The sequence below is a fragment of the Terrabacter aerolatus genome (assembly GCF_007991735.1).
GTDB lineage: Bacteria > Actinomycetota > Actinomycetes > Actinomycetales > Dermatophilaceae > Terrabacter > Terrabacter aerolatus.
Map to the genome: position 1 here is coordinate 135,661 of NZ_BJYX01000009.1, position 19,803 is coordinate 155,463.

The window sequence follows — 19,803 nt, forward strand, 5'->3', positions numbered from 1 at the left end:
GTTGGTCCGGTGACGACACGTGCGACGGACGACATGACCTATCGGCAGCTCGGCGACAGCGGCCTGACCGTCTCGACGGTCGGCCTCGGCTGCAACAACTTCGGGCGCCGCCTCGACCAGGAGGGGACGACGGCCGTCGTCAACGCGGCGATCGACGCGGGAGTGACGCTCTTCGACACGGCCGACATCTACGGCCTCGGCGCGAGCGAGGAGCTGCTCGGCGCGGCACTCGGCAAGCGACGCGAGCACGTCGTGGTGGCAACGAAGTTCGGCATGGACATGCAGGGTGCCAACGGGCCCGACTGGGGAGTTCGTGGCTCACGTCGCTACGTGCGCACCGCGGTCGAGGCGAGCCTCCGGCGCCTGGGCACGGACTGGATCGACCTGTACCAGCTGCACCGTCCCGACCCGCACACCCCGATCGGCGAGACCCTCTCAGCGCTCGACGAGCTCGTCCGCGAGGGCAAGGTGCGCTACATCGGCAGCAGCAACCTCACCGGCTGGCAGGTCGTCGACGCCGACTGGACGGCCCGCGGGGCCGGCACCGAGCGCTTCGTGTCGGCCCAGAACGAGTACTCCCTCCTCGAGCGCGACGTCGAGGAGGAGCTCGTCCCGGCCTGTGAGCACGTCGGGGTGGGTCTGCTGCCGTTCTTCCCACTCGCCTCGGGGCTGCTGACGGGCAAGTACCGTCGCGGGCAGGACGCGCCCCACGGCACGCGCCTCGCCTCGATGGCGGACCGCCTCGACGCGGCGGACTGGGACACCATCGAGCGCCTCGAGGGGTATGCCGCCGAGCGCGACCTGCGACTCGTCGACGTGGCGATCGGCGGCCTGGCAGCCCAGCCGGCCGTGGCGTCCGTCATCGCCGGTGCCACCACGCCCGAGCAGGTGCTCGACAACGTGCGGGCCGGGTCGTGGCAGCCGAGCGTCTCGGACCTCGCGGCGCTCGACGAGGTCACGACCCCCGCCCGCTAGCTAGCGGCTGACGACCCCGGCGCCGGGCTGGACGCTACGCGCGCCGGCCCGGCGGGGACGCTCACTCGACGGGGACGACCGGGGCGTTGGTCCGGGGGAGGGTGGCGTGCCGCCTCTCGGCGCGCAGGGCGCGGCGGTAGAACCAGGCTCCCGCGATGCTGAAGCCACCGGCCGTCACCATGGCGACCTGCGTCGAGGTGCGCTCGGCGAGCAGCCCGAGCAGGGGAGCGGCCACGCCGAAGGCGACCGAGGCCACCATGGAGTTCATCGACAGCACGGTGGCCCGGTTGCGGGACCGGGCCTCGCGGTGCAGCAGCGCCGAGTGCATCGGCCCGGCCGACCCGTGCAGCAGGTAGGTCACGCCGTAGGCGGCGACGAGGGCTGCCGGTCCGGCCACGAGCCCCATGACGACGGCACCGGCCCCGTTGAGGACGCGGGCCACGATCGCGGTCCGGGCCACGCCGATGCGGCGGCTCGACCACCCGGCGAGGGCCGCGCCGACCGCGAAGACCGCCCATCCCGCCGCGGCGACCGGGCCCATGATGGCCCCGGCCCGCTCCTCACCGCCGACGAGCTCGGCGAGCCGGATCGGCTGGAACGTCTCGAAGACGATCATCGCGACCGACCAGAACAGCTCGACGGTGACGAGGCCGCGCAGCACCGCGTTGTCGCGGAGCATGCCGAGCCCCTCGCGCACGACGGTCGGGGACTCCTTGGCCGAGGTCAGTGCTCGCCGCGCTCCCGAGGTGTCGAGGTGCTCGGTCGAGCGAGGCTCGCGCAGCAGCGCCAGCACGGCCAGCAGGTGCACCACGTTGAGGGTGACGAAGACGGCGACGGGCAGCACGAGTGCCGAGGTGCCGGAGAAGGGGTGCCACCACACGAGGCCGCCGGAGACCAGGGCTCCGGCGGCGATGCCGACTCCGAGCACGGTGCCCTGGGCGGCGAGCGAGCCGTCCACGTCGGCACCGGGGGCGGTCGCATGGACGGTGTCGACGAACCACGCCTCGAGCGGCCCGGAGTCGAGAGCCCTGAAGATCCCCGTGAGCACGGCCGCCGTGAGGAACGCCCAGAACGAGTGGGCGACGAGCAGGATGCCGCTCGCCACGACGTTGACGACCGCCGAGACGACGAAGACCGGCCGGCGCCCGAAGGCGTCGGCGAAGCCGCTCGTCGGCAGCTCGAGCACGAAGATCGTCAGCCCCGAGGCCGACGAGATGGTCATGGCCTGGGCGACCGACAGGCCGCGCTCGAGCTGCCACAGCGTGAGCAGCCCGACGACGAGCCCGACCGGGAACCATCGGGTGAAGGTCAGGGTGAGGAAGACGCGGCGCGCGGCGCGGGGTGTCACGACGGCAGGCGACCGCGTGCCGGTCATCGGGACGACCCCCGGGAGGTGTCGGTCGGCGGACGGTCGAGGTCCAGTGGGTAGGCGAAGGCGTAGACCGCGATCCGGCGGGCCTGCGGGTTGCCCTGCCCGACCCGGCGGTAGCGCTCGATGAGGTCCCACATCTCCTCGCGCATCGCCTCGAGCGACTCGGCCGTCACGAGCACCGAGGCGTCGCTCGAGCCGCACGCGTCCTGCCAGGTCGTGGGCCACGTCGTGGAGACGTCGAGCCACTTGTCGTACTGCTCGCTGAAGTGGCGGGCGTAGTCGCGGGTCAGCCAGTTGAGCGCGGTCTCGGAGTCCTCGTCGCCCTCGAAGTCGCTCGGGTGCCAGGAGTGGTACTCCGAGCTGGCGCGCCACAGCCGGCGCTTGCCCTCACCCTCCTCGGTGTCGTGCACGAGCCCGACGGACTCGAGCTTGCGCAGGTGGTAGCTCGTCGCACCGGAGTTGGTGCCGAGCGCGGCGGCGAGATCGGTGGCCGTGGCCGGCCCGCCACGCCGCAGGGCCCCGAGCAGGCGCGAGCGCAGCGGGTGGGCCAGCACGCGCAGGCTCTCGGGGGTGAGCCAGACGTTCTCGTGGTCGTCGGCGGGGGCGCTCCCCGAGGGCGACGCGGAGGTGGGGGAGGTGTCGGATGCAGCCATAGTGTGCACATTACCTTTGCATACTTCATGTGCACAAGACTTCTGCACGGCAGCCACGAAGCGGTGTCACCGCAGGTCAGAGGCACTTTCGGGGTCCTCGAAGCGGGATTTGGGCGCCGGACGCCCACCCCGTAACATGGATGAAGTTGTGCACCGGGCCGTCAGGCGAACCCATCAACCCCCCACGGGGTCGGGCGACGCGGACCGAGCCCAGCGGCATTCACGGCTCCACCATCTTCACCAAGCGAAGGCAGACTCCATTGCGCACGTACACCCCGAAGCCCGGCGAGGTCACTCGCACGTGGCACGTCATCGACGCGACCGACGTCGTGCTCGGCCGTCTCGCGAGCCAGGCCGCTGTCCTGCTCCGGGGCAAGCACAAGCCGCAGTTCGCGCCCCACGTCGACACCGGTGACTTCGTCATCATCATCAACGCCGAGAAGGTCGCCCTCACCGGCGCCAAGCTCGAGCAGAAGCGGGCCTACCGCCACTCGGGCTTCCCGGGCGGTCTGCGGTCGACCTCCTACACCGAGCTGCTCGCGCAGAGCCCCGAGAAGGCCGTCGAGAAGGCCATCCGCGGCATGCTGCCGAAGAACTCGCTGGCCCGCCAGCAGCTCTCCAAGCTCAAGGTCTACCGCGGTGCCGAGCACCCGCACTCGGCCCAGCAGCCCGTCCCCTTCGAGATCACCCAGGTGGCGCAGTAAGCCCCGCGGCTGCTGCGTAGAAAGCGACAAGACACGTGACTGACATCGTGAACGAGGACGTCCTCGACACCGACGAGCCCGAGCTGACCGAGTACACCAGCGAGTCCTCGTCCGACTCCGCCCTCGGCGAGCCCAAGCGCGCCCGCGAGGTCTCGACCCCCGGCGCCGCCACCGGCCGTCGCAAGCAGGCCATCGCCCGCGTGCGCATCGTCCCCGGCACCGGCGAGTGGAAGATCAACGGCCGCACGCTCGACGCGTACTTCCCCAACAAGGTGCACCAGCAGATCGTCAAGGAGCCGCTGACGCTCCTCGAGCTCGACGGCTCGTACGACGTGCTCGTCCGCGTGCACGGCGGTGGCCCCTCCGGCCAGGCCGGCGCGGTGCGCCTCGGCGTCGCCCGCTCCCTCAACGGGATCGACGAGGAGCTCAACCGTCCCGCCCTCAAGAAGGCCGGCTTCCTCACCCGTGACCCCCGCGTCCCGGAGCGCAAGAAGGCCGGTCTCAAGAAGGCCCGCAAGGCTCCCCAGTACAGCAAGCGCTGACCTGGCTGCCCCAGCCGGACACGCGAAGGCCCCCGAGCACTGCTCGGGGGCCTTCGCCGTCCTCGGGGGGCGTATGCCGGGTGGCCGGGTCCCGGGCGCTCGCCGTCGTGGGCGGCCGCGACCGGACGCGACGGGACGCGACGGGACGCGACGGGACGCGACCGGGACGCGACCGGACCGGAGGGACGGATCCGCAGGTCCTCGTGGCACCCTTGACGGCATGCAGGTGACGACGGGGGCGGCCGCGCGGCGGGGGACGGGCGGCCTGACGGCGTTCCTCGGCCCCCTCCTCGTGCTCCTGCTGTCCGCCGGCGGGCTGGCCGTCGCGTGGACCACCACGAGCAGCGACCCCGGCGTCGTGACCTGGTGGCTGGCCGTGGTCGGGGCCGGAGTGCTCCTCCCCGGCTGGGCGCTGGTGCGGTGCGTGCACGGCGCCGGCTCGAACGCGACCGACCTCGGCTGGGCCGGTCCCGCCGGGATCGTGGTCGCGCTGCTGACCTGGCTCGTCGGACACCTCGTCGGGGTCTCGATGCCCAGCCTCGTGGTCGGGCCGGCGGTGGCCGTGGTGCTCCTCGCGGTGCCCGCCACGCGGCGACGTCTCGTCGGGGTGCCGGGGGAGGGCACGCGGTGGCCCCTCGGGGCGTGGGTCGCTCTCGCCGCCACCACCCTGCTGACGGTGCGCTGGATGTGGGTCTACGGGCTCGCGGTCAACGCGCCGGAGCCGACGGCGCGGTTCCAGGCCTTCCACCAGGACCTGCTGTACCAGACTGCGCTCACCGGAGAGGCGCGTCGCAGCCTCGACCCGAGCTACCCCATGGTCGCCGGTGAGCCCCTCGGGTACCACTGGTTCTTCCACGCCCTCGCCGCCCAGCTCGGCGGTTCGGGGCTGCACGACCTCGACGTCGTGAGCCGGCTGCTCCCGTCGACGCTCGTCGTCCTGCTGGCGCTGCTCGCGGCGGCTGTGGGTGCGCAGGTGACCGGGCACTGGACGGGCGGTCTCGGGGCCGCCGTCGCGGTCTCGCTCGTCCGGCCGTTCTCCGCCGACCCGTGGGCCCAGGGGCCGCTGGCCGTGCTCGGCAACTACTGGCAGCTGAGCCCCACGGCGACGCTCGGCTGGGTGCTGGGCCTCGCCCTGACCGGCGGCCTCGTCGCGCTGCTGCGTCGCAGCCCGCTCGACCGGGCCGTCCCGCTGTGGCTGCTGCCGTTCTTCGCCGCCGGGGCCGCCGGGGCGAAGTCCGCCCAGGTCCCCGTCATCGTCTGCGGCGTCGGCCTCGCCGGTCTTGCGTACCTCGTGGCCGGTCGCGGTCGTGCCGGCCGGGGGCGCACCCTGCTGCTCCACGGCGGCTCGATCGTCGGCCTGCTCGTCGTCGTCGCGCTGGCCCTGGCCTTCATCTACCCCGGTTCCTACGGTCTGCGCCTCGACCTGCTCGCCTGGCCCGGCGACTCGGCGAAGCAGGTCTACGGCACCCGGGCCGTCGGCAACAGCGCCGAGGCCGTCGCGGCCGGCGTCACCTTCGTCCGCCGCTGGCTGCCCATGCTGCTCCCGTGCGCCGGCCTGCTCGTCCTGCTGAGGCGACGGCCGTCGGAGCCTGCCGGCTGGATCGGCCTGGGCGTGCTCGTCGGCGGCCTCGTCGCAGTGCTGAGCCTCACCCACCCCAGCGCCAGCCAGTACTACTTCGCGGCGGCCGCCCTCCCGATCGGTCTGGCCCTCTCCGGCGCCGGCGCCGGCCTCTTCGTCCACGAGGCGCTCGCCGGGGCCGACGGCCTTCCCGGGGGGCAGGGCCTGCTCGCCCGCGGCCGGGGCCTGCTCGTCCCGGTCGTGCTCGTCGTCACCACGGTCGTCGGTGGACTCGTGTGGCAGGCGATGCGTCAGCCTGGCGCGGCGCCGCGGGTGTCCCCGGCCGTCGGCGCGCCGGGTGCGCCCGGCGCGCGGACGCTGGCGTGGCAGTGGGCCTCGCCGACGCTGCTCCTCGTCGGGGTGCTCCTGGTCGTCGTCACGCTCGCATGGGGAGCGCGAACCCTTCGGCGCGAGCAGCCGCGGGCCGGCTCGTGGGGTGGGCTGCTGGCGCTGGCCGCACTGGCCATCGGCCTGCTCGCCCTGGTCCCGGCCCTCAAGATCGGCGTCACGCCCGGAGCGCCCGTCTCGGCGGCGCCGGGCCCGATGAAGGGCAAGGCCGAGCCGAGGCCGGCGGTCAGCCCCTCGCTCTATGCGGCAGGTCAGTACCTCCGCCAGCACGCCGATCCCGACGACGTCGTCGCGACCAACCGCATCTGGAACGGGCGGACCCCGGCCGGCTACCGCGACAACCGCGACTTCTCGGTCGTCGCGCTCTCGGGCCTGCGCACCGACGTCTCCGGCTACGGGTACGCACCCCGGATGCTCCAGACGGCCTCGGAGGTCGGCGTGCCCTACTTCTACGCGCCCTTCTGGGACCAGCCACGCCTCGACGCCGAGCTGGCGCTCGTCACCTCTCCCACCCGGGCGATGCTCGACGCGGCCTACCGAGAGCGCGGGATCCGCTGGATCGTGGCCGACGAGCGGTCGGGCGCCGTCTCCCCGTCGCTCGCGACGCTCACCGACGTCGTGATGCACCAGGACGGCGTCTGGCTCGCGCGACTCCGGACGCCGGCGCCCTGACGACGCGTCCCGAGCCCGTCCCGAGCCCGTCGACGACGCGACCGAGCCCGTCCTGACAACCCCTCCGGCGCCGTCCTGAGGCCCGGCCGGAGGCCCGCCGAGGCGCCGGTCCGCGGCTCGGGCGGTATGGTCGTGCGAGCAGATCTGCGACCCGGCACCCTCGGTCGCACCCCTCGGGAAGGCAGAACACGCGTGGCTCGACTCTTCGGCACGGACGGCGTCCGTGGTGTGGCGAACAAGGACATCACCGCAGAGCTCGCGCTCGACCTCTCCGTGGCGGCCGCTCACGTGCTCGGCGAGGTGGGTGCCTTCAACGGGCACCGTCCCGTGGCCGTCGTCGGGCGCGACCCGCGCGCCTCCGGTGAGTTCCTCGCCGCCGCGACGGTGGCCGGCCTCGCGTCGGCGGGCATCGACGTGCGCGACGCCGGCGTGCTGCCCACGCCCGCCATCGCCTACCTCGTGGCCGAGCAGGACGCCGACCTCGGAGCCATGCTCTCGGCGTCGCACAACCCGATGCCCGACAACGGCATCAAGTTCTTCGCCCGCGGCGGCCACAAGCTGGCCGACGACCTCGAGGACCGCATCGAGGCCCGGCTGCGCGACGACTGGCAGCGGCCCACCGGCGGAGACGTCGGCCGCATCACGCCGCTCGCCGACGGCGCCGACCGCTACGTCTCCCACCTGCTGGCCACCCTTCCGCACCGGCTCGAGGGGCTGCACGTCGTCGTCGACGCCGCGCACGGGGCCGCCTCGGAGGTCGCGCCCCGCGCGTTCCGCGAGGCGGGGGCCCGGGTCACCGTCATCGGTGGCGAGCCCGACGGCCTCAACATCAACGACGGCTACGGCTCGACCCACACCGAGCACCTCAAGGAGACGGTCGTCGCGACCGGTGCCGACTTCGGCATCGCCCTCGACGGCGACGCGGACCGGTGCCTCGCCGTGGACGCCGACGGGCGCGAGGTCGACGGCGACCAGATCATGGCGATCCTCGCGCTCGCCATGAAGGAGCAGGGCGTGCTGCGCGGCGACACGCTCGTGGCGACCGTCATGTCCAACCTGGGGATGATCCAGGCCCTCGGCGGCGCCGGCATCACGGTGCTGCAGACCGCCGTCGGCGACCGCTACGTCCTCGAGGGGATGAAGGACGGCGGCTACTCCCTCGGCGGTGAGCAGTCGGGGCACGTCGTCATGCTCGACCACGGCACGACGGGTGACGGGACCCTCACGGGACTCATGCTGGCCTCGCGGGTCGCCGCCACCGGACGCACGCTCGCCGACCTCGCCGGCATCATGACGCACTTCCCGCAGGTGCTCGTCAACGTCAAGGACGTCGACAAGTCGGCCCTCGACGCCAACGCCGCGGTGGCCGACGCCGTCCGCGCCGCCGAGGGTGAGCTCGGCGAGACCGGGCGGGTGCTGCTGCGCAAGTCCGGCACCGAGCCGGTGGTCCGGGTCATGGTCGAGGCCGCCGACGGCGACCAGGCCCGCAGCCTCGCCGACCGCCTCGTCGGGGTCGTGCAGGCCGAGCTGTCGCTCTGACCCGGCCGGACGGCATACGCCCGTCCGTCGGCCCGGGGGCAGGCGCGGGCTCGACAACGCCCGTGTGAGGCGCGTGGCTGGTGGCAGACTCGGTGCGTGAGCCACGTCAACGTCGTGCCGCTGTTACGCCGCATGCGGCCGCGCGACCCCCACGAGCCGCACCGCGTCGCCACCCCGCTCGAGCTCTTCTTCGACCTCGTCTTCGTCGTCGCCATCTCCAGTGCCGCCGCCCAGTGGCACCACGGGATCGCCGCGGGACAGCCGGGCGACCTCGTCAACTTCGTCATGGTCTTCTTCGCCATCTGGTGGGCGTGGATGAACTACACGTGGTTCGCGTCGTCCTACGACTGCGACGACGTGCCGTACCGGCTGCTGACGTTCGCGATCATGGGTGGGTCGCTCATGCTCGCGGCGGGCATTCCCGAGCTCTTCGCCAGTGGGCAGTCCGGCCTCGTCGTCGGGGGGTACGCCGTCATGCGGTTCGCCATGGTGGCCATGTGGCTGCGTGCCGCGTCGAGCCACCCGGAGGGTCGCCGCACGGCGCTGACGTATGCCGCGGGCATCTCCGTCGTGCAGGTGCTCTGGATCGCCCGGCTGGCGCTGCACGGGCACTTCGTGCTGCTCGTGTCGTTCTTCTCGCTCGTCGTGCTGGAGCTGCTCGTCCCCCTCGTCGCCGAGCGCCGCGGCACCACACCCTTCCACCCCCACCACATCGCCGAGCGCTACGCGCTGCTGACGATCATCGTCATGGGCGAGGTCATCCTCGCCGCGGTGCAGGCGGTCCAGGGCGCGCTGCGCCAAGGGGCCGAGTCGGGGCTGCTCACCCTCGTGGCCGGCGGACTGCTCATCGTCTTCTCGATGTGGTGGCTCTACTTCAAGCGTGAGCGCGTGAGCCTCTTCGAGGGCGGGGTGGCCAGCACCTTCGTCACCGGCTACGGGCACTACCTCGTCTTCGCGTCCGTGGCTGCGACCGGGGCCGCCCTGGCAGCAGGCGTGGACGTCGTGCAGGGAGAGGCTCACGCGTCGACGCGGTTCGTCGGGCTCGCGCTCGCCGGCGCCGTCGCGGTCTACGGCTGGTGCCTGACCGTCATGCACTCGATGGCGGGAGCCCGGGCCGGGGAGACGGGTGCCGGCGTCGCCGTCGGGGGCGTGGTCCTGCTCGTCGGCGCTGCCGCGCCCTCGGTGGGCGTCACCGTGCTGGCCACCGGTCTCGTGCTGGCGACCGCGGTGGCTCACCACGTCTGGACCACGCGCGACGGGGTGGAAGCGGGAGGGACGGCGCAGCCGGTGGGGTGAAGGGCCCTTCACCCCACCGGCGGGTCCGCCGCGTGGGAGCGGGGAGCGTCGGTGGGGGTCTGCCGGGTCGTCAGGCGACGGCGCGCAGCAGGCCCGTGTCGACGTCGTAGATGAAGCCGGCGACCTCGACGCCCTTCGCGATGAGCGGGTGGGTGCGCACCCTGGCGAGGTCCTCACGCAGCGCGCGCTCCTGGTCGGCGATGGCGTGGAACGTCATCCACGACGCGTCCTCGCCGGCGCTCGCACCGACGCGCTCGCGCAGCTCCGCCTCGCTGTTGGACGCCATGGCGCACCGGGTGTGGGGCACCACGAGGATGCGGTCGACGTTGAGCAGGTGGGTGGCGAGGACGAGCGCCTCGAGGGCGTCGGAGCCGACTCGGCCACCCGGGTTGCGGAAGATCTTGGCGTCGCCCGGCTTGAGGCCGACGAGGCCCAGCGGGTCGATGCGGGAGTCCATGCACGTGACGATCGCCACGCCGGCCTGGGCGATGCCGTCGAAGCCGGCCATGTCGAACCGGTCGGCGTAGGCACGGTTGGCCGCGAGCAGGTCGTCGAATCCCTTGTCAGCAGAAGCGTTCTCGCTCATCACATTCCCTTCGTTCACTGGAGCCCGGGTCGCTTGGAGATGGTGAAGGCCATCGGCTTGCTCACCTCGGCGAAGAAGTCGTTGCCCTTGTCGTCGACGACGATGAAGGCCGGGAAGTCCTCGACGTCGATCTTCCACACCGCCTCCATGCCGAGCTCCTCGTACTCGAGGACCTCGACGTGCTTGATGCAGTCCTGGGCGAGCCGCGCCGCGGGTCCGCCGATGGAGCCGAGGTAGAAGCCCCCGTGGTCATGGCAGGCGTCGGTCACCTGCTTGCTGCGGTTGCCCTTGGCCAGCATGACCTTCGACCCGCCGGCCGCTTGGAACTGGTCGACGTAGGAGTCCATGCGACCCGCGGTGGTCGGTCCGAACGAGCCGGACGGCATACCCTCGGGCGTCTTGGCGGGGCCGGCGTAGTAGACCGGGTGGTCCTTGAGGTACTGCGGCATCTCCTCGCCGGCGTCGAGACGTTCCTTGATCTTGGCGTGGGCGATGTCGCGGGCCACGACGAGCGGGCCGGTGAGCGAGAGCCGGGTCTTGACCGGGTGCCTGCTCAGCTCGGCGAGGATGTCGTCCATCGGCTGGTTGAGGTCGACCTTGACGACGACGTTGCGGCTCGTCGAGCTGACGCCGACGGCCTCGTCCTCGTGCTCGCCGAGGTCGACCGAGCCGGCGTCGGGCAGGAAGCGCGCCGGGTCGGTCTCGAGCTGTTCGATGAAGACGCCGTCGGCGGTGATCTTGCCGAGCACCTGGCGGTCGGCCGAGCAGGAGACGGCGATGGCGACCGGGAGGCTCGCGCCGTGCCGGGGGAGCCGGACGACCCTGACGTCGTGGCAGAAGTACTTGCCACCGAACTGGGCGCCGATGCCGAACTGGCGGGTCAGCTCGAGGACCTTGTCCTCGAGCTGGGTGTCGCGGAAGCCGTGGGCCGTCGGGGAGCCCGACTTGGGCAACGTGTCGAGGTACTTCGCCGACGCGTACTTCGCTGTCTTCAGGGCGAACTCGGCGCTCGTGCCGCCGATGACGATGGCCAGGTGGTAGGGCGGGCACGCGGCGGTGCCGAGCGAGCGGAGCTTCTCGTCGAGGAAGCGCATCATGGCCTCCTCGTTGAGGATCGCCTTGGTCTCCTGGTAGAGGTAGCTCTTGTTGGCCGAGCCGCCTCCCTTGGCCATGAAGAGGAACTTGTACTGCGCCTCGTGGCCGGGAAGGGTGTCGGCGTAGATCTCGACCTGGGCCGGCAGGTTGGAGCCGGTGTTCTTCTCCTCCCACGTCGTGATCGGCGCCATCTGGGAGTAGCGCAGGTTGAGTCGCGTGTAGGCGTCGAAGACGCCCTCGCTGATCGCCTTCTCGTCGGTGCCCCCGGTCAGCACGTGCTGGCCGCGCTTGCCCATGACGATCGCCGTGCCCGTGTCCTGGCACATCGGCAGCACGCCACCGGCGGCGATGTTGGCGTTCTTGAGCAGGTCGAGGGCGACGAACTTGTCGTTGTTGCTCGCCTCGTCGTCCTCGAGGATGTTGCGCAGCTGCTGGAGGTGGGCGGGGCGCAGGTAGTGCGCGATGTCGTGCATCGCCGTCTCGGTCAGCACGCGCAGCGCCTCCGGGTCGACCTCGAGGAAGGTGCGCCCTCCGGGTCCCTCCACGGCGCGGACCCCGTCGGTGGTCAGCAGCCGGTAGGGCGTCTCGTCGGCGCCGATCGGCAGCAGGTCCTCGTAGGCGAAGTCGGCCACGACACGCTCCTTGCGCTCTGGTGGGCTCGGGCCCAAGGCGTGTGCCGCCCGGGTTGCGCCGCCGTGGTGCGACGCCGTCTGTGAGCCTAATCGGTCCGCCGGAGACCCCGGCAGGCGGTCGGCGCAGCGGTCGCGCCCCACCTGGCCGGCGCAACGGAGGGGCGCGACGGTGCACACGGTGTAACAACTCTGCAAAAGTTTTCAGACCTGTGGCGCACGTCACTCTTGTGGTGTTGGGTGTGAGTGACGGACACGACGAGCAGCGACTCGTCAGCACGGCCCGACGGCGACGTCGAGCACCTGTTGAAACCGGCATCTGGCGTGACCGGTCAGCTTCGGGGCCAACGATGCCCCCAACCCTCCGAGGAGGAGCAAGCATGATCAACCGCAGGTCAACCGTCACAGCGCTCGTGGGGATCGGCGTCGCCGGTCTCGCCGCCGGGTGTCTGTCGTCGAACTCGGGTGGCAGCACCAGCAACGGGTCCGCTGCCGGCGGCCCGGGCAAGACGACCATCGAGGTCATGTACGGCCTCGGGGCCGACACCGAGCCCGGTTTCAAGGCCGACGTCTCGGCGTGGGCGGCGCAGAACAAGCTCACCATCAAGTTCACGAAGGCCGCGTCGTGGGACACCGAGATCCGCACGCGCGTCCAGGGCGGCAACGCTCCTGACGTGGGCCTCTTCCCGCAGCCCGGTCTCATGTGCGACCTCGCGAAGCAGAAGAAGCTCATCCCCTACGACGACGCGACGGTCGCGACCGACAAGGAGACGCTCGTCCCCGGCTTCGTCGAGGCCGGCACGTGCGCCGACGGCAAGGTCTACGGCCTGCCCAACGAGGTCAGCGTCAAGAGCATCCTGTGGACCGACGCCCCGGCGTTCAAGGCCGCCGGCTACCAGGCCCCCAAGACGCTCGACGACCTCCTGACGCTCACGGCGAAGATCAAGGCCGACGGCAAGACCCCGTGGTGCATCGCCGCCGAGTCCGGCGCCGCCACCGGTTGGCCGATCACCGACTGGATCGAGGACCTCGTCCTGCGCTTCGCCGGTGCCGACAACTACGACAAGTGGGTCAAGGGGCAGCTGAAGTTCAACAGCCCGGAGATCAAGCCCGCGTGGGAGTACTTCCAGAAGATCGCCTTCGGCGACGGCTACGTCCGTGGCGGCACGAAGTCGATCGTCGCGACGAACTTCCAGACCGGTGGCAACGCGCTGTTCACCCAGCCCCCCGGCTGCTACCTGTTCAAGCAGGCGACGTTCGTGGCCAACAAGGGCGGCTTCCCCGACTCGGTGATCTCCAAGCTCGACACCGAGACGGCACCGATCGCCTTCCCGTCCAAGACCGCGAGCGACAACCCGGTTCTCGTCGGTGGTGACATCGCGGCCGCGTTCAACAACGACCCGAACACCCTCAAGCTGCGCAACTTCATCGCCAGCAAGGAGAACGGCACCCAGCAGGCCAAGAACGGCGCCTTCTCGCCGCACAAGACCGCTGACGTCTCGCTCCTGCCGAACAAGACGCTCCAGACGATCGCGGCCGACGTGCTCTACAAGGCGACGGCGGCCCGCTTCGACGGATCCGACGCCATGCCCGCCAAGGTCGGCGCGGGGACCTTCTGGACCGAGCCGGTGAAGTGGCTCTCCGGCCAGCAGGACCTCAACACCACGCTCGACAACATCGACGCCAGCTTCCCGAAGACCGGTAGCTGACGCCGCCTGACCGCGGGGGTGACCAGTCGGTCGCCCCCGCGGTCGACAGCGCGTTCTCCCAACAAGAGAGGAAGTGCCATGGCAATCAAGATCCTCAACGCAGTGATCGCGATCCTGGGGGGCATCGGCGGCGCCATCATCATCTTCTGGATCCTCAACAAGCTGGCCGAGTCGCTCAAGGGCCGCTGGGAGGACCGGGTCAAACCCTGGATGTTCGCCGGGCCGGCGATCCTCGCGATCGCCGTCTACCTCATCTACCCGGCCATCGTCACGATCCAGTACAGCTTCGCCAACGAGGACTCGACGGCATACGTCGGCTTCAAGAACTACGTGGACGTCCTGACCGACAAGACGTTCCTGCAGGTGCTCTTCAACAACGTCCTGTGGATCGTCATCGTTCCGGCCCTCACCGTGGTCCTCGGCCTCGGGGTCGCGGTGCTCGCCGACCGCCTCCGGCCGCGCGGTGAGAAGACCGCGAAGACCTTCATCTTCCTGCCCATGGCCATCAGCATGGTCGGCGCGGCGACGATCTGGCGCACCATCTACGACTACCAGCCCCAGGGGACCCCACAGACCGGCGTGCTCAACGCCTTCCTCGGGCTCTTCAACAAGGACCCGGTCTACTGGTACGGCACCGACACCCTGCACCTCAACAGCCTGCTGCTCATGATCATCCTGATCTGGACGCAGGTCGGGTACTCGATGGTCCTGCTGTCGGCGGCGATCAAGGGTGTCCCCGAGGACACGGTCGAGGCCGGACGCATCGACGGCGCCGGTGAGCGACGGATCTTCTTCAGCATCATCATCCCGCAGATCTGGCCGACGGTGATCACCGTCTTCATCACGGTGCTCATCGGGGTCATGAAGGTGTTCGACGTCGTCTACGTGACGACGAACGGCGCCTACAACACCGACGTCATCGCACGGCGCTTCTACGACGAGCTCTACACGCAGGGCAACAACGGCTACGCGGCCGCGATCGTCGTCATCCTGCTGATCGCCGTCATCCCGATCCTGATCTACCAGGTCCGTCACTTCCGGGCCGAGGAGGCAGCACGATGACAACGACGATCCAGCCGGGGACCGGTACCCCCGCGGAAGAGCCGCAGATCCTCAAGCAGAGCAAGATGGGCACCGGTGCGGGGTCGGCCACGTGGCCGGTCCGGGTCGGGCTCCTGGTCCTCTGCGTCGCGTGGATGATCCCGGCGCTCGGGATGCTCGTCAACTCGTTCCGTCCACGCGACGAGCAGTTCGCCTCCGGGTGGTGGACGGCGTTCTTCAACCCGTTCGGGTCGTCGTGGACGATCTCGAACTACACGACCGTACTGACGTCCGACTCGGCCGGCATCCCCATGTCGCAGGCGTTCATCAACAGCCTCATCGTGGCGCTGCCGGCGACCGTCATCCCGATCCTCATCGCCGCCTTCGCGGCGTACTCCTTCACGTTCATGCAGTGGAAGGGCCGGGACGTCGTCTTCGTCATCATCGTGGGCCTGCTCGTCGTGCCCAACCAGGTCGCGTTCGTGCCCCTCGTCAAGCTGTACTCCGGCCTGGGTCTCAACGGCACGTTCATCGCGGTCTGGCTGGCCCACATCGGCTTCGGCATGCCGCTCGCCGTCTACATCCTGCGCAGCTACATGTCCGGACTGCCGACGGCGGTCATCGAGTCGGCCAAGATCGACGGCGCGAGCCACTTCACGACGTTCTGGCGACTCATCATGCCGATGTCGACGCCGGCGCTCGCGTCCTTCGCCATCTTCCAGTTCCTCTGGGTCTGGAACGACCTGCTCGTCGCGCTGATCTTCCTCGGCCGCGGCGACAACACCGTCGCGACCGTGGCGCTGCAGGGCCTTCAGGGCCAAACCGGCGCCGGCAGGGAGCTCATCCCTGCGGCGGGCTACATCACGATCATCGTCCCGATCATCGTGTTCCTCGCGCTCCAGCGCTACTTCATCAGGGGCATGACCTCGGGTGCCGTCAAGGGCTGAGCAGCAGGACGGCGCCACCCACGGCCGTGGCCGGGGTGGCGCCGGAGACGGAAGGCGGTGACCTCGACGAGGTCACCGCCTTCCGTCGTCGTGGTGCGTCTCAGACGCAGCGCCCGTTCTTGCACTCGTGGTCGAAGAGGGCCCGTGCCAGGACGGTCGTCATGTCGGCCGGGGTGGGCGCGGCGTAGAAGTCGGAGTACGTCATCTTCGAGATCTCGGAGAGCGCCATGGGGTCGACGTCGGGGCCGATGCCGATCGTCGTGATGGCGATCGGCTTGTTCGGGTCGCTCGCGGCCCGGAGGTTGGCCTTGAGCTGCTCGAGCGAGATGCCCTGGGGGTCGTCGTTGCGGCCGTCCGTGAGGATGACGACGGCGTTGACGCGGTTGGGGTCGTACTCGCGCTGGACCTTCTGGTATGCCGCCCAGATCGTGTCGTAGAGACCCGTGCCGCCGCCGACGTTCTTGGCGAGCGTGCTTGCCGCCGTGGCGACGAGGGCCCGGTGGGAGTCGTCGTCGAGTCGCCCGATGGGGGCGAGCTCACGCCAGTCCTGGCCCTTGCCGCCCTTGTCGATGGAGAAGATCCAGAGACCGAGCTTCGTCGTCTTCGGCAGGGCGGCGAGGGCGATGCCGGCGGCCTCCTGCGTGATGGCGACGCGGGTCGTGTCACCGACCTTGTCGTTCATCGAGCCGGACACGTCGAAGACGGACAGGAGCGAGAAGTCGGTCGTCGCCGACTGCCACACGTTGGTCGCCGCGGTGACCGTGTCGGCATCGGGGGTCGGGCCGATCCTGACGTCGCCGACGCTCCCCTGCGGGGTGGGCATCGTGACCGGGACGGCCGTCGAGCGGATGCCGTACTGGGCGAAGACCTTGGCCGCGTCGGGCGACATGAGGTAGGCGCGGAGCATCTCGACGGCCTGGTCGCGCACCGGGTCGGTGGCGACGTTGACGAGCGAGAACTCGAAGGCAGGGGTGCCCTCGCTGGGCGTCACGGAGACCATGCGGTGGTCGGGGTAGAGCCGGTTGTGGTCGATGAGGTCGGCCTCCGAGACCGGGAACGCCGAGGCCTGCGAGGGATCGGCGTCGTAGGCGCTGAAGAGGTCGTCGACCGAGGCGGCAGCTCCCTTGGCGAGCTTGGGGATGACGACGCGCCCCTGCTCCTTGGACAGCTCGGGCAGCGCGGAGGCGAGGGTGAGCATTCCGGCCGTCGTCGAGCGCGGGTCGGTCATCCGGATGGGGCTGTCGGAGGCGACGAGGTCGAGCCACTTGGGCTGGCCCTCGAGCTTGGCGGCCTGGGACGGGTCCATGGCGATGACGAGCGGGCTCTTGGCGAAGGCGCTCGCCGGCTTCGCGTTGAGCTTGGCCGTCTCGTTGACCCGCTCGACCCAGCGCGGGGAGTCGGGGATCCAGCCGTCGGGCCGGTCGGGCTGGCCCTGGCCGAGTCCGATCATGGCCTCGATGGGCGCCTTGCCCTTGACGACGTAGTCGACGCAGGGCGAGCTGGGGTCGGCCTGGTACTCCTTCGCGAGCGCGAGCACGGCCGGTTGGGCCGCCTCGGAGACCCAGAGCGACACGGGGGTGCGGTCGGGGCAGGACTTGCCGGGCGTGGACGTGAGCGCGGCCACGGGGGCTGCGTCCCTGTTCGTCCACCAGAGCGTGCCCCCGACACCGGCCCCGGCGAGCAGGACGACGCCGAGCACGGTCGCGATGACCTTGTTGCGACGGGCCGCGGCGATGCGGGCTTCGAGGGCCTTCCGGTTGGCGCGGCTCTCGAGAAGACTCTGTTCGTACGGACCGATCGGGCGCTGTGGAGGGGTGGGGTCGGACACGAGGTTTCCTCACATGAGGACGCCCCAGCACCGGGGCGTCAGGGGTGAACCACCGGCCAAAACTACCCGCGGTTCGCGCAGAATGGTGCCCGACCCCGTCTCGACTTGTCTAATGTCCGATTTGTCAGTGGGAGAGGGCGTTTCGCGTCGGCGCGTGCGCTCCGGCCCGCTCCACCGTGAGGGCTCCGGCGCGCAGTGCGCGCTCCACCGCGGGCACGATGTCGGACAGCTCCGCGGCGTGCAGCCGGGTCCTCGCCTCGGGTCCGCCGAGGAGTGCGGCGTCGAGGAGTCCCGACACCAGGCCGGCCATGAACGAGTCACCGGCGCCCACGGTGTCGACCACGTCGACCGTCGGGGCCGGCAGCGCCAGCTGCTCGCCCGTCCGCGTGACGCGCACGACGGCGCCGTCACCCCCGCGGGTCACGACGACGACGGCGGGACCGAGCTCTCCCCACTTCTGCAGGACCGCGTCGAGGGACTCGCCGGGGCAGAGCCACTCGACGTCCTCGTCGCTCAGCTTCACGACGTCGGCGAGGGCGATGGAGGCCTCGATGGTCTCGCGCGCCAGCTCGGGTCGGCCCATGAGCGACGGCCGGGCGTTGGGGTCGTAGGAGACGGTGGCGCCGAGCTCGCGGGCAGCCACGAGGATCGCGCGCACCTGGCTGCCTCCCGGCTCGAGCACGGCCGCGATGCTCCCCGTGTGGACGTGGCCGTATGCCGTCAGGCCGGGGACCGCGGCCACCTGCCACTCGAGGTCGAAGACGTAGCTCGCGGCCCCCGTCTCGTCGAGCGTCGCGTGGGCGACGGAGGTGAAGGGTGCGCCCTGGGAGCCGGCCGTGAGGGCGACGCCCCGTTCGCGGCACACCTGCTCGATGCGCCGACCGCGCACGTCGGTCGCGATCCACGTGGCGAGGTCGACGGGGTGGTCGAGCGCCGCCAGGCCGAAGGCGACGTTGGCCGGGCTGCCGCCGACGTGCTCCTCGGTGTCGCCGGCGGGGGTGGTGACGGCATCGACGAGGGCCTCGCCGACGACGAGGGTGCGAACCGGGACGCTCGGGGTGCTCACGTCGTGCGCCTCAGGCTTCGATCATCTCGGTGCTGCCGAACCAGCCCGGGCGGTCGAAGCGGTGCTCGCTCTCGATGGTGCGGATGGTGCCGCTGCGGGAGCGCATGACGAGGGAGTTGGTGCGGGCGGACTTGGCGCCGTAGCGAACTCCGCGAAGCAGCTCACCGTCGGTGATGCCGGTGGCGACGAAGAAGCACTCGCCGACGACGAGGTCGTCGGTGGACAGCACCCGGTCGAGGTCGTGCCCGGCATCGAGGGCCTTCTGGCGCTCGTCGTCGTCCTTGGGCCAGAGGCGGCCCTGGATGACCCCGCCCGTGCACTTGATGGCGCACGCGGCGATGATGCCCTCGGGCGTGCCGCCGATGCCGAGCAGCAGGTCGACGCCGGTGTCGGGTCGCGCGGCCATCACCGCGCCGGCGACGTCGCCGTCGACGATGTAGCGGATGCGGGCGCCGGTGGCGCGGATCTGCTCGGCGAGGCCCTCGTGGCGCGGGCGGTCGAGCATGACGACGGTGACGTCGGCCGGCGTCTCACGCTTGGCCTTGGCGATGCGCCGGATGTTCTCGGCGACGGGGAGGCGGATGTCGACGACGTCCGCCGCGTCGGGGCCGGTGGCGATCTTGTCCATGTAGAAGACGGCGGAGGGGTCGTACATCGCGCCACGGTTGGCGACCGCCATGACGGCGACGGCGTTGTTCATGCCCTTGGCCGTCAGCGTCGTGCCGTCGATGGGGTCGACGGCGACGTCGACCTCGGGACCCGTGCCGTCGCCGACCTGCTCGCCGTTGAAGAGCATCGGCGCGTTGTCCTTCTCGCCCTCACCGATGACGACGACGCCACGCATGCTGACGGTCGAGATCATCGCCCGCATCGCCTCGACCGCGGCGCCGTCGGCCTTGTTCTTCTCGCCGCGTCCGACCCACCGGCCTCCGGCCATGGCTGCTGCCTCGGTCACCCGGACCAGCTCGAGAGCGAGGTTGCGATCCGGCTGGCTGTGCTTCATCAAAGGTCCTCCGTCGGCGCAGAACGAGTCGGCGCCAGCCTAGCGGTGAGGCCGCCCGGGTTTGGAGCGTGTCCGGGCGTCGGGGACGATGGGGGCATGAGCACCCCGACGACCCCGTCGTCACCCTCGGCAGAGAGCATCCCGACGCCGGCCACCGAGCCGGCGGCCGGCGAGCCGGCG

At 70.9% G+C, this 19,803-nt stretch carries 16 protein-coding genes; 9 read left to right on the forward strand and 7 right to left on the reverse strand.

From position 1 onward, the window contains the following. The first annotated feature begins 33 nt into the window (after window positions 1–33). Window positions 34–975 (forward strand): aldo/keto reductase, encoded by a 942-nt coding sequence (locus tag TAE01_RS10575; protein ID WP_147066215.1) that lies wholly within the window; start codon window positions 34–36, stop codon window positions 973–975. Between the two features lie 61 nt (window positions 976–1,036). Here TAE01_RS10575 and TAE01_RS10580 read toward each other — a convergent pair whose 3' ends face one another. Then, window positions 1,037–2,350 carry an MFS transporter gene (locus TAE01_RS10580; RefSeq protein WP_147066159.1) on the reverse strand — a complete coding sequence of 438 codons (1,314 nt, stop codon included), beginning with the start codon at window positions 2,348–2,350 and terminating at the stop codon, window positions 1,037–1,039. Then, entirely contained in the window at window positions 2,347–3,000 is a 654-nt protein-coding gene (locus TAE01_RS10585) for a winged helix-turn-helix domain-containing protein (RefSeq protein ID WP_147066161.1), read from the reverse strand. Before TAE01_RS10585 ends, TAE01_RS10580 begins: the two co-directional genes overlap by 4 nt. A 260-nt stretch (window positions 3,001–3,260) precedes the next feature. Here TAE01_RS10585 and rplM point away from each other — a divergent pair, with 260 nt between their 5' ends. From rplM to TAE01_RS10610, 5 genes are all read left to right on the forward strand, one after another. Then, on the forward strand, window positions 3,261–3,704 hold the full coding sequence (gene rplM / locus TAE01_RS10590) for a 50S ribosomal protein L13 (protein ID WP_147066163.1): 444 nt from the start codon (window positions 3,261–3,263) through the stop codon (window positions 3,702–3,704). A gap of 35 nt (window positions 3,705–3,739) precedes the next feature. Next, window positions 3,740–4,246: a 30S ribosomal protein S9 gene (gene rpsI / locus TAE01_RS10595; RefSeq protein WP_147066165.1), complete on the forward strand. Its 507-nt coding sequence runs from the start codon at window positions 3,740–3,742 to the stop codon at window positions 4,244–4,246. A 220-nt stretch (window positions 4,247–4,466) separates the two neighbouring features. Next, a complete protein-coding gene (locus TAE01_RS10600) occupies window positions 4,467–6,884 on the forward strand; it encodes a hypothetical protein (protein WP_147066167.1) in 2,418 nt (805 codons plus the stop codon). A 192-nt stretch (window positions 6,885–7,076) separates the two neighbouring features. Further along, window positions 7,077–8,423, forward strand: coding sequence for a phosphoglucosamine mutase (gene glmM, locus TAE01_RS10605; RefSeq protein WP_147066169.1), 1,347 nt, complete (start codon window positions 7,077–7,079; stop codon window positions 8,421–8,423). A 96-nt stretch (window positions 8,424–8,519) separates the two neighbouring features. Beyond that, window positions 8,520–9,719 (forward strand): low temperature requirement protein A, encoded by a 1,200-nt coding sequence (locus TAE01_RS10610; protein ID WP_222594110.1) that lies wholly within the window; start codon window positions 8,520–8,522, stop codon window positions 9,717–9,719. A gap of 70 nt (window positions 9,720–9,789) precedes the next feature. Here the strand turns inward: TAE01_RS10610 and TAE01_RS10615 are convergent, their stop codons facing one another. Both TAE01_RS10615 and TAE01_RS10620 read right to left on the reverse strand, forming a co-directional pair. Continuing rightward, window positions 9,790–10,305 carry a beta-class carbonic anhydrase gene (locus TAE01_RS10615; protein ID WP_147066172.1) on the reverse strand — a complete coding sequence of 172 codons (516 nt, stop codon included), beginning with the start codon at window positions 10,303–10,305 and terminating at the stop codon, window positions 9,790–9,792. 14 nt (window positions 10,306–10,319) lie between these two features. Next, entirely contained in the window at window positions 10,320–12,032 is a 1,713-nt protein-coding gene (locus TAE01_RS10620) for a fumarate hydratase (protein ID WP_147066174.1), read from the reverse strand. A 377-nt stretch (window positions 12,033–12,409) separates the two neighbouring features. Here TAE01_RS10620 and TAE01_RS10625 point away from each other — a divergent pair, with 377 nt between their 5' ends. From TAE01_RS10625 to TAE01_RS10635, 3 genes are all read left to right on the forward strand, one after another. Next, on the forward strand, window positions 12,410–13,738 hold the full coding sequence (locus TAE01_RS10625) for an ABC transporter substrate-binding protein (protein ID WP_186815148.1): 1,329 nt from the start codon (window positions 12,410–12,412) through the stop codon (window positions 13,736–13,738). 78 nt (window positions 13,739–13,816) lie between these two features. Next, window positions 13,817–14,800: a carbohydrate ABC transporter permease gene (locus TAE01_RS10630; RefSeq protein WP_147066179.1), complete on the forward strand. Its 984-nt coding sequence runs from the start codon at window positions 13,817–13,819 to the stop codon at window positions 14,798–14,800. Next, window positions 14,797–15,726: a carbohydrate ABC transporter permease gene (locus tag TAE01_RS10635; protein WP_246111260.1), complete on the forward strand. Its 930-nt coding sequence runs from the start codon at window positions 14,797–14,799 to the stop codon at window positions 15,724–15,726. The genes TAE01_RS10630 and TAE01_RS10635 overlap by 4 nt, the downstream gene beginning before the upstream one ends. A gap of 100 nt (window positions 15,727–15,826) precedes the next feature. On the opposite strand, the gene TAE01_RS10640 is transcribed toward TAE01_RS10635, so the two are convergent. The 3 genes from TAE01_RS10640 to glpX form a co-directional block, all read right to left on the reverse strand. Continuing rightward, a complete protein-coding gene (locus tag TAE01_RS10640; RefSeq protein ID WP_147066181.1) occupies window positions 15,827–17,554 on the reverse strand; it encodes a substrate-binding and VWA domain-containing protein in 1,728 nt (575 codons plus the stop codon). A 124-nt stretch (window positions 17,555–17,678) separates the two neighbouring features. Further along, window positions 17,679–18,620 carry a carbohydrate kinase family protein gene (locus TAE01_RS10645; protein ID WP_147066183.1) on the reverse strand — a complete coding sequence of 314 codons (942 nt, stop codon included), beginning with the start codon at window positions 18,618–18,620 and terminating at the stop codon, window positions 17,679–17,681. Between the two features lie 10 nt (window positions 18,621–18,630). Beyond that, window positions 18,631–19,623 (reverse strand): class II fructose-bisphosphatase, encoded by a 993-nt coding sequence (gene glpX, locus TAE01_RS10650; protein ID WP_147066185.1) that lies wholly within the window; start codon window positions 19,621–19,623, stop codon window positions 18,631–18,633. Window positions 19,624–19,803: the final 180 nt, after the last annotated feature.

What these genes read in the sequence shown, in the direction of transcription:
- TAE01_RS10575 (WP_147066215.1), top strand. Translation starts at nt 34, where the DNA reads ATGACCTATCGGCAGCTCGGCGACAGCGGCCTGACCGTCTCGACGGTC.
- TAE01_RS10580 (WP_147066159.1), bottom strand. Translation starts at nt 2,350, where the DNA reads ATGACCGGCACGCGGTCGCCTGCCGTCGTGACACCCCGCGCCGCGCGC.
- TAE01_RS10585 (WP_147066161.1), bottom strand. Translation starts at nt 3,000, where the DNA reads ATGGCTGCATCCGACACCTCCCCCACCTCCGCGTCGCCCTCGGGGAGC.
- TAE01_RS10600 (WP_147066167.1), top strand. Translation starts at nt 4,467, where the DNA reads ATGCAGGTGACGACGGGGGCGGCCGCGCGGCGGGGGACGGGCGGCCTG.
- TAE01_RS10615 (WP_147066172.1), bottom strand. Translation starts at nt 10,305, where the DNA reads ATGAGCGAGAACGCTTCTGCTGACAAGGGATTCGACGACCTGCTCGCG.
- TAE01_RS10625 (WP_186815148.1), top strand. Translation starts at nt 12,410, where the DNA reads ATGATCAACCGCAGGTCAACCGTCACAGCGCTCGTGGGGATCGGCGTC.
- TAE01_RS10630 (WP_147066179.1), top strand. Translation starts at nt 13,817, where the DNA reads ATGGCAATCAAGATCCTCAACGCAGTGATCGCGATCCTGGGGGGCATC.
- TAE01_RS10635 (WP_246111260.1), top strand. Translation starts at nt 14,797, where the DNA reads ATGACAACGACGATCCAGCCGGGGACCGGTACCCCCGCGGAAGAGCCG.
- glpX (WP_147066185.1), bottom strand. Translation starts at nt 19,623, where the DNA reads ATGAAGCACAGCCAGCCGGATCGCAACCTCGCTCTCGAGCTGGTCCGG.